The following is a 9600-nucleotide window of genomic DNA, read 5'->3' on the forward strand; positions in this document are numbered from 1 at the left end:
GGATGCCTTTGACAGTTTCCAGACCGTAGGAATTACCTTCCGGCGTTTTGGGGCTTCATAAACCGCCATTTAATATCCTTGTAAACTACTTTTAATCCCTGCTTGTTGTCGATCACCACCTGTCCCTGCCACTGCTGACGTTTATCCTTTTTCGCGGAAAGCCGGTATTGTACATACTTTCCTTGCTGGTAACCGTAGGATTGCCCGTCATCGTCGTACAGCAGTGATGTGCTTTCGGCCTCGCCATAGTGGCGTACTTCCAGCGGAAGCTGCTCGTCAGGCGCCGGTGTATGGGTTACCGGCGGTATCATCGGAATAATGCCGCCGTCTCTCACGTACAGTGGTATTTTATCCAGTCCCGGCGTTGCTTCGATGATGTTGCCGTTGCCAGCATATTCACCGGTGTAGAAGTCGTACCACTTACCTTGCGGCAGTATCACCTTACGGGTGGTTTGCCCGGTAAACATCGGCGCTACCAACAGATCATCGCCCAGCATGAACTGGTCTTTCACATCTTCCCGGAGGGCCATCCTGTAAGGGTTATCGGTAGCATCCAGCGCTGTTTTTTCAGATTGATGCCGGAACGAGAAGCCCTCTACGAGGTTCATCGCCCTCACAGGCGGTTTACCTTCCAGGTAATACTGGGAGAAAACAGTATAGAGATACGGGAACAGCTGCATCCTCAACAATGCCACGTCCTTTACCTGTTGTTCCACTTCCGGGAAACTCCAGGGCCTGGTACCGTCTGCCCAGGCGTTGAGCATGGCCATGGGCGAAAAGCAGGCGGACTGCATACGCCGCAGCCATTCCTCCGCGGTTTTGGAAGCCCTTACCTCCGGTGTCCAGAGGACGCCGATAAAACTGCTGTTACACAATGCCGTAATAAAATCCCGGTGGTTGTAATAATCGTTGTAGATCACATAGGGAAAAGAAGATGCCCCGGCGTTGGAGGCGCGCACCAGCCCATAGGTGCGCACGCCCTTCTCCCTGAACCATTCGGTGGTGAGGCGTTGCATCATCACTCCGTATACCTGCCGCATTTGTTCTGCGGTCGTTCCCGACGGAAAGGTGGCTACATCCGGCCACAGCCAGCTGTCTACACCGTCCACTTCATCTATTTTGTATCCGGAAACGCCGATATCCACATGTTGCGTTTTGAAGAGATTTTTATACAACTGCTGCGCCTGCGGCAACGTAAAATCCGGTACCAGTCCGTTCCATACGGTATGTGAACCGGACAACGGCTTCGCTGTGTTATACAAAGAGGAAGCCGGCGACAAGTAAGGGTTCAGCCATAAGTTGAGCCGGATGCCTTTGGCCTGCATTTCTTTTACAAAGCCTGCGGGATCGGGGAACCTTGACTGGTCCCATTCAAAAGTACAGGGATAGGCTTTTGTTTGCCAGCCGGGCTCCAGCCCGATGAAATCCAACGGAAAACCATGTTCGCTGAATGCCGCGGCTTCTGCTTTCACCTGTTCCGCTGTGGAAAGCGTAGGCATGCGATGCGTAAAACCCAGTCCCCACTTGGGAGGCAGCGTCCCCCCGCCGTTGAAGAGGTTATAACGTTGCACTGCTTCCATGGCATTTTTACCGGCAAATACATATATCTCCGTACCTGCTGCCGGCACCAGCATCTCTACGGCGTCGGAGTAAGGCTGCGCGCTCCAGTCCGGGTCGGTATTCCGGTCATACACCTTTGGAGGATGCTGGGTGTTTACCCGCACGGCGGTACCGGCGTACACGGTGATGTACCGGGCGCTGTTGACCAGCACGCCATAGCCGTTGGTTGAAACATAGAAAGGCACAGGCGCATGGGAACGGCCGTCGTCCCGGCCCTGGTAGTGGTCCATATGCAGGTCCAGTATTTGCCCTCTGCGGTTCACCGTTTTGAATTGCAGCCCCAGACCAAACAGCTGTTCTTCTTCCTGTAAGGGAAAACGCAGGTACACCTTCCCCTCTTTTATTTCGGCGCTGCAATCCGCCTGGGGAAGCGGGAACGGCGCCTCTCCCAGTTTTTGCAACGCCTCTTTCCGGGGACTGCCGCCTGCTGTTGCCAGTAAATCCACCTTATCGGGCTGTCCTACAGTTGCTTTCCAGACGCCCGGCGCTACGGCTTCCCACTGTAAGGGCACGGACTGCGCCTGCGTAAAAAGGCCGGAGAGCATACAGACCAGAAAAAAATACCATCTCATTTTCATAAAATTATTGCAGGGGATCAAAAGCACCTCCATCCCACCCGTTTGTTTGTTTAAGATTGCCATTCAACTCCAGGTGTTTGGTGTTGATGGGATAAAAGTAGTAGTTGGGCTTAAAGTCAACTTTAAACACCTTGTCCACCGCTACCAGCGAGTCTTTGAAATACCGGCTGTAGTTCCCGTCGAGGTTAACCGTATCTCTTATTTTATCGAACTCGCTCTGTGGTATCAGCAGGCTGATCACAAGGCCGTGTCTTACTTTCCCGTTCAGTTCCTGTTCAAACAATTTCCACCTTCTCAGGTCCCAATAGCGTTTTCCTTCATAGGCGAACTCTATTTTCCTTTCCAGCCGGATGGCTTCCCGCATGGAAACCGTCGTCATGCCGTTCTTCAGCCCGTACAGGTTATCGCCACCGGCGTCTATGCCGGCACGTTTCCGGATGAGTTTAAGTATTTCATACGCTTCGGTGGTTTTACCTGTTTCGTTGGCACATTCCGCGAGGTTCATCAGCACCTCGGCGAAACGTATTTCCACCCAGTCCGTACTGCTGTTATAGGTGAAGAACTTTGAATAACTGACATCCACTGCTTTCCTGCAATAAAACCCTGTTTCCGTGAGGAACTGCGTTTCAGCGCCCACATAGTTCCACTGCCGTCTTCCTGCCTTTCCGCTCAGCTCCCAGGGGCAACCGTTATAGGCGATGGTGGCGGCAAAGCGGGGATCCCTGTTTCGCCAGTAATGTACCGCGTCATAGCCGGCAGCCGGATCGGTGACGGGCAGGCCGTTCTTCATGGGAAAAGCATTCACCATTTCCAGCGTAGGATGATTGGCTCCGGTGTTATTCTGTGCTTCGCTCAGCGGGCGGGTGGCGGCGTTCCAGTCATTCACCTTGTCGGGGTAGGAATACCTGTTTACAAAAACGACTTCTTTATTCATCTCATCCATCCATATGTTGGCGAACTTATCATACAGCCCCGCTCCTGCGGCTTCCAACATTTCTCTGGCCGTTTTGTTCGCCTCATAGGCCTTTTGCCATCTTGCCGCATCGCCGGCCGGGTTAAACTGCGGGCTGGCATAATACAGCAGTATCCTTCCTTTTAATGCCAGCGCGGCCCCTTTGGTGATCCTGCCGATGTCGTTGCCGGTCCACGACGGCGGCAGCACTTTCGCGGCATTGTCCAGGTCGGCCACCATCTGGTCAATACAGGCCGATGTTTTCGTTCTCGCTACCATCAGGTTGTCTGTCACCTGCTGCGGTTCCAGGAGGAGCGGCACCCCTCCGTATAGTCTCACCATCTGGAAATAACGCCATGCCCTGAAAAAGAAAGCCTGTCCTTTTAACAGGTCCCTGGTGGCGGCAGGCAGGGTCCCGCCGTCGATATTTTTCAGGAGGATGTTGATGTTCCTGATGTTGTTGTAAGGCCACACATCGAAAGAGTTGATCGTCAGCTGACCGTACATTACGGCATCTCCGCCCGGTGCTTCATCAGACGTTCCGGCATCGGAAGTGTTCCAGCCGGGAAGGTTATCTTCATATAATTTATTGACATAAGCAGTGGCCAGCTTATTATCTTTCCATATATCCGATTCGTTGACAGCACCCAGGTCTTTTTTGTCCAACACCTTACTGCAACCGGTAAAGCAGACCATTACAAGCAGCGCGCGTATAGTAGTATATCCGAATTTCATAACTGTTTTCTTTTCACGTTATAAGGTAATGTTCAGGCCGAAGGTGTAGTTCTTCATCAGCGGATAGGCACGCAGGCTTGCGGCCTCCGGGTCCCTGACCTTCACATGATCCTCCAGCAGCAACAGGTTGGTACCGGAGAAGAAAAGGCGCACGCCGGCAAGGCCGTATTTTTTCATCAGCGGCCGGGGCAGGTCGTAGGAGAGGTTCACATTTTTCAGCCGTAAGAATGAGCCGTTACGCAGCCAGAAGGTGGAGGCATCGCCGGCAGCGTTCCTGGCCACCCGCGGGTAGGCGGCATTGGGATTTTCAGGTGTCCAGTGATCGTTCCAGTACGCAAAATTGGTCTCCTCTGTTCTGGCCTGCACACCGCGCACATCGATCATGGTTTTACTGCCCGCCAGCCCCTGGAAGAGCAGGTCCAGCCCTATTCCTTTCCAGGTGCCCCCGAAAGCGATGCCGTAGTTAACAGGAGGATTGCTGTAGCCGGCGATGTATTGCGCATCGTTGTCATCAATTTTACCGTCTGGTTTATCGTCTACCGCTCCGCGGATATCACGGTAATTGAGCATGCCCGGCTCCGGTTTCTGTCCGAAGATGGTATAACCGGCGGGCAGGGCGTCGACGTCAGCCTGCGTGCGGAGAATGCTGGTGGCTTCATATCCCCAGATGCGGTTCATATTGTAGCCGATCACGGATTTATAGGCGCGCTGGTTGGCAGGCTGGTCCTGTACCTTCACCTCGTTGGTGGCGTATCCGAAATTGGCGGACACATAGTAGTTGAACTCCTTATTAATGGACGCGTTATACCGCGCCGACAGCTCAAAGCCTTTGGCGTTGATCACGCCGTAATTTTCTGCGGGAAGCGTGGCGCCGAAAGTGGAAGGCACGCTTTGTTGCCTGGCGCCGAGGATGTCATAGGTATGCGTGCGGAACACGTCTGCCGAAAAATTCAGTTTGCCCTGCAGCAGGTAGGCATCCAGGCCGCCGTTCCAGGAAACGGACTTCTCCCAGGTGATGTCGGGGTTCACCAGGGAGCCGGGTGCAATACCGCTGGTGATACCGCTGAAAACAGCGCCGTTGGCCACATTGTAGCGTTGCATCCATTGCCAGCCGCCAACGGCGTCGTTACCGATTAAAGCGATGGTGCTTCTTAATTTGAGGTCGTTGACAAAGGTGACGTTGTCCTTAAAGAAAGGCTCCTCTGAAATACGCCATACAGCCGAGAATGACGGGAAGAAGCCCCACCGTTTGGCCGGCGCGAACTTTACAGAGCCATCGTACCGGAAGGCGCCTTCGAGAATGTATTTGTCTGCGTAGTTGTAATTCACTCTGCCGATGTAGGACGCGCGGCCGTCTTCCCAGCCGTTGCCATTGGCGAACTGGCTGGCGGCGCTGCCGGCAAACAGCTGATCGATAGCCGGTGATACGAAGTTGTTCCGCTGGCCGTTGAAGTTGTTGCCATTGCTTTCCGCCTGTTCGTATACAAACAGCGCGCTCAGTTTATGCGCACCAAAGGCGCGGTTGTAGGAGATATAACCATCCAGCTGGTAAGCCTCCTGGTTGTCGTAGGATTCGTAGAGAAATTCGCCGTCATTACGCACTTTCACGCCTTCCGGTTCATCGGTCACAATGTGATTGTGTTCGCCGGTACGTTTAAAGACAGTCAGCTCGTAAGGCAGGCTGAACTGCTTGATGAAATTGGTGCGGGAGTATTTGTTGAACATCAGTTTCAGTTCCAGGCCGGGTACGGCCGGTATCCTGTAACGCAGGGTAGCGATGGTATTATAGTTGGTAAATTTCTTCTTGTTGTAACCTGTTTGTCCCTGGGTGATGGCCAGCGGCGACCATTCTACGTAAGTGCCATTCAGTTTGCCGTTGATATACGGAGGTACCGACTGGGAACGGAACAGGAAAGCCTTATAGAGGTCTTCCATATTATCCCCGTCGTTGTCGTACCGCCAGTAGGGCTTCTGATCATTCCTTACGTCCATGCTTACATTCAGGGAAGCGGTGAGGTTGCTGGTGATATCGGCTTCCACATTGGCACGTAATGTATTCTTGCGGAAGTCCAGTTTGTTAAATGACCCGGTAGCGTAGAAGTAAGTGCCGTTCATGAAATACCTTACTTTGGGAGAGCCGCCGCTCACCGACAGTGAATGCCGGGTAGTAACGGGATTTTTCCAGGCTTCATCTATCCAGTTCCAGTTATGTGTTTTAAAATATTCCAGCTCATCCGGTGAATAGTACCGCGCATCGCTGGTGGGGATATTGTCGATACGCAGGGCGTCGTTGATGGTAATGGCCTGTTGGTAGGCGTTCTGTACTTCCGGGATATGGATGGGCTTTTCCACGCCTACCGAACCGCTGTAGGAAATAGCTGTTCTTCCTTCCCTGCCCTGCCGGGTGGTGACGAGCACGACGCCGTTGGACGCACGGGAGCCATATACCGCAGCAGAGGCGCCGTCTTTTAAGATGGAGATATTTTCTACCTCGCTCGGGTCCAGTGCGTCGAAGGCAAATTTATCACGCACCACGCCATCGATAACGTACAGGGGATCGGTGTTGTTCCAGGTGCTGGCAGCGCGGATGGTGATGGCGGAGGCCATGCCGGGCTTACCGCCGGACTGGGTGATGCGCACGCCGGACAGCCGCCCTGCCAGCGCGTTGGAGAGGTTGGCCACCGGCTGGTCGCGGATGTCTTTTCCTGCGACGGTGGCGATAGCGCCTGTGAGGGTCGCTCTTTTTTCCGTTCCGTATCCGACCACTACTATTTCATTGAGGCCGCTGGCGGTGCTGCTGAGCGTCACGTCGAGGCGGTTGCTGCCGCCGGCAGTGGTTTCCCGGCGGTTAAACCCGATATAAGAAAAAACGAGGACCGCGTTTGGATTGGCAGGAATCGTGTAATGCCCGTTTTTGTCGGTGACGGTGCCGCCGGGAGCGTCTTTCACCTGTACCGTCACGCCTGTCAGCGGGGTGCCGAGCGAGTCTTTTACCGTTCCTGAAATAAGAAAGGTATCTGTGGCAATCTCTTTTTGCCGGGCCGGTCCCGGCGCCCGTGGCGCGTCGCCCGGCGTATGGGCTTTCGGCGGATTGCTTTTCACGGTGATAGTATTGCCCAGCTTTTTGAACGACCAGTTCAGTTTCTCCGAGAGGCTGTCCAGAATGTTGCCGGCAGTTAAACTACGGGCATTGATGTGTACCACAATATCGGGATTAATGCTGCTGGCGTCGAATACAAAGGTGACCGCCGTTTTCTGGTTGATAATGGCAAATAATCTTCTTACAGAGATGTTTTGGAAGTTTTCCGTGATAACGTGGTTCATTTGGGCGTTGGCATAGCTGCCGGAGGAAGGCGCCAGTCCGATGAGGAAGTAAATCATCAGACATCCTGCCATCCTCCCTGGTACCCTGGTTGATCTTTTTTTCATACTTTTAACGTGTTTTTGTTTAAGCAAACGTCGCCTGTGCGCGGAGGCTCCACTTTCCGCACGATGACGCATTTTTACATTAACAGGCCGGTAGTCCTTGCCCGATTACCGGCATTTTTTTTAAATGCGGTGACTACATATGTAACTGGATTTAATGTTCGGATAGCGTGATTTTGCCGGCTTCTATCCTGTATTTAAAGTCATAGTTAAAAGACAGGCTCTCCAGCACTTCCTGTAGCGCCGGGTTGCTGTACTCCCCTGTAAGCCGCCATTGGCGTGACTTTAATTGGTTGATATCAAATTGTACTCCATAGAATCTTTCCAGTTTGGTGAGGACTTCGTCGATGTTGGCATTGTCGAAACAGATGATCATCTGCTTCCAGGCGAACCGTTTCCTGTAATCAAATTTCTCTTTTTTGAGCCGGTCTTCCTTCGTGGAATATACCACTTCCTCTCCCGGCGCCAGCACTATGCCGGGCGTGTTCCTTTTTGCTACCCGTACTTTGCCATTGGCCAGGGACACGATGGCCTGCGGATCTTCCGCAAAGGCCGATACGTTAAAAGCCGTTCCCAGCGCGGTGACAGCCAGTTCTCCGGCATGCACGGTAAAAGCTTTTCCCGGTTGGCCATGGATATCGAAACACGCTTCACCCTGCAGTTGTACGTCGCGGTGTTTACGGCCGAAACCGCGTTTGACCTTTAAGACCGAACAGGCGTTGAGCGTGACCGTAGTGCCGTCGGCCAGGCGGAACGTCCTGACCTCGCCAAAGGATGTGGTGTATGCTTTTTCATCACCGTGGAAATAATTAAAATACAACAGGCTCCCTCCCAGTAACACTATCAGCATGGCAGCAGCTATCCACCACCTCCCGCGGGAGGCGCCGGTGCTTCCCGGAGCAGGCAAAGCCCTGAGTCCTTCATCCAGCCTGGATAGTTTTTCCCATCCTTTCTTTTGTTTCCGGTCATGCTTCCTTTCGTTATGCACGTCGGGGTACTCGTCCAGATCGTTCTCATCCAGCCATCGGTATACCAGGCTTTCCTCTTCAGGCGTACATTCACCGTTAAAATATTTCTCCAGCAGAGCTCTGTCTATGGGCGCCATAGTATTGATCTTGAAAAGGCCGTCAGCATATAAGTGTATAAAACACCCTGTATACCCTAAACCGGATTAAAAAAAATTTAAAATTTCCCCGAAGCTATCTTTCTAAGGGCGAGCGAAACGTGATATTCCACCGTTTTTACAGAGATGTCCATCCTGTTGGCTATCTCCGGGTAGCTTAGCCCGTTATACCGGCTCAGGTAGAATATCTCTCTTGTTTTGTGTGACAGGGATTGGAGCAGGCTGTGAAGATATGCCTGCATATCTTTGTAGCGGATATGCTCTTCGGGGCCGTCCAGCGGCCGGGGGATGGCAGCGTTTTCCGTCGCGTGTTTTTTCTTCTGCCTCATTTTGAGATAAAAAAAGGCAGTATATTTTGCACAGCGGGTGATATAGTTTTCAAGTGACCCTTTTAGTTCAATCTTTTCCCGTCGCAGCCAGAGGGAGGTAAACACGTCCTGTACGATGTCTTCGGCATCTTCTTCGGAGCCGGTATAAAAAAAGGCGATGTTATATATCTTCCGTTCATAGGATTGATATATCAGGCGAAAGACCATAGCGTCACCCTGTGCCAGCCCTGTTAACAGGTAGATATCATCATGGGAAAGGGGCGATAATGCAGGCGCCATTCACTATTGAATTTGCACGGAAGATAGGGAGAATATCAGGCAGATTATAGTGGTATTTAAGCGATTTATGTATGGATTTTAGCAGACAACAAAATGCAATCGATGGTGGTGCGTGCAGGCGCAAGGGTTTGACCGCTGCGTCATGTATCATATATAAAATGATTTACTTATCTTCATCCGTATAAAAACTGTACCTAATGGGAAAATTTGTCATTACGAAGAGTGCCAACGGAGAATTCCGTTTTAAACTGAATGCCGGCAACGGCGAAACCATCCTCACCAGCGAAGGCTACAACGCCAAGGCCGGTTGCCTGAACGGTATCGAGTCAGTTAAAACCAACTCCCGGCACGACGAACGGTTCGAGAAAAAAACTTCTTCCAACGAGAAACATTATTTTAACCTGAAAGCGACAAACGGCCAGGTGATCGGTACCAGCCAGATGTACGCCAGCGCCGCGGGCAGGGATAATGGAATTGAGTCTGTGAAGAAAAATGCGGCAGAAGCCACAACAGAAGATCAGACGGCGTAAGATCTTTTAAGGATGGCCGGGATTTGAG

6 protein-coding genes are annotated in these 9600 nt (G+C 52.3%); 1 reads left to right on the plus strand and 5 read right to left on the minus strand.

Annotated features, from left to right (window positions below; translation table 11 throughout):
- Nucleotides 1-32: 32 nt before the first annotated feature.
- From HF324_RS21935 to HF324_RS21955, 5 genes are all read right to left on the minus strand, one after another.
- Nucleotides 33-2192 (minus strand): glycoside hydrolase family 31 protein, encoded by a 2160-nt coding sequence (locus HF324_RS21935; RefSeq protein WP_193114961.1) that lies wholly within the window; start codon nt 2190-2192, stop codon nt 33-35.
- A 10-nt stretch (nt 2193-2202) separates the two neighbouring features.
- Nucleotides 2203-3885 carry a RagB/SusD family nutrient uptake outer membrane protein gene (locus tag HF324_RS21940; protein WP_168860835.1) on the minus strand — a complete coding sequence of 561 codons (1683 nt, stop codon included), beginning with the start codon at nt 3883-3885 and terminating at the stop codon, nt 2203-2205.
- 18 nt (nt 3886-3903) lie between these two features.
- Nucleotides 3904-7314: a SusC/RagA family TonB-linked outer membrane protein gene (locus tag HF324_RS21945; protein WP_168860836.1), complete on the minus strand. Its 3411-nt coding sequence runs from the start codon at nt 7312-7314 to the stop codon at nt 3904-3906.
- A 151-nt stretch (nt 7315-7465) separates the two neighbouring features.
- The gene (locus HF324_RS21950; protein ID WP_168804552.1) at nt 7466-8416 is read right to left on the minus strand and encodes a FecR family protein; all 951 of its coding nucleotides are present in this window, start codon (nt 8414-8416) and stop codon (nt 7466-7468) included.
- Between the two features lie 77 nt (nt 8417-8493).
- Nucleotides 8494-9042, minus strand: coding sequence for an RNA polymerase sigma-70 factor (locus tag HF324_RS21955; protein WP_168804553.1), 549 nt, complete (start codon nt 9040-9042; stop codon nt 8494-8496).
- A 197-nt stretch (nt 9043-9239) separates the two neighbouring features.
- Here HF324_RS21955 and HF324_RS21960 point away from each other — a divergent pair, with 197 nt between their 5' ends.
- On the plus strand, nt 9240-9572 hold the full coding sequence (locus HF324_RS21960; RefSeq protein WP_168804554.1) for a YegP family protein: 333 nt from the start codon (nt 9240-9242) through the stop codon (nt 9570-9572).
- Nucleotides 9573-9600 lie beyond the last annotated feature (28 nt).

Origin of the sequence: Chitinophaga oryzae, assembly GCF_012516375.2 — a bacterium.
GTDB classification, from domain to species: Bacteria; Bacteroidota; Bacteroidia; order Chitinophagales; family Chitinophagaceae; genus Chitinophaga; species Chitinophaga oryzae.

Excerpts from the sequence above, each read along its gene's own strand:
- HF324_RS21945 (WP_168860836.1), bottom strand. The coding sequence starts at position 7,314 with ATGAAAAAAAGATCAACCAGGGTACCAGGGAGGATGGCAGGATGTCTG.
- HF324_RS21960 (WP_168804554.1), top strand. The coding sequence starts at position 9,240 with ATGGGAAAATTTGTCATTACGAAGAGTGCCAACGGAGAATTCCGTTTT.
- HF324_RS21955 (WP_168804553.1), bottom strand. The coding sequence starts at position 9,042 with ATGGCGCCTGCATTATCGCCCCTTTCCCATGATGATATCTACCTGTTA.
- HF324_RS21935 (WP_193114961.1), bottom strand. The coding sequence starts at position 2,192 with ATGAGATGGTATTTTTTTCTGGTCTGTATGCTCTCCGGCCTTTTTACG.
- HF324_RS21940 (WP_168860835.1), bottom strand. The coding sequence starts at position 3,885 with ATGAAATTCGGATATACTACTATACGCGCGCTGCTTGTAATGGTCTGC.
- HF324_RS21950 (WP_168804552.1), bottom strand. The coding sequence starts at position 8,416 with ATGGCGCCCATAGACAGAGCTCTGCTGGAGAAATATTTTAACGGTGAA.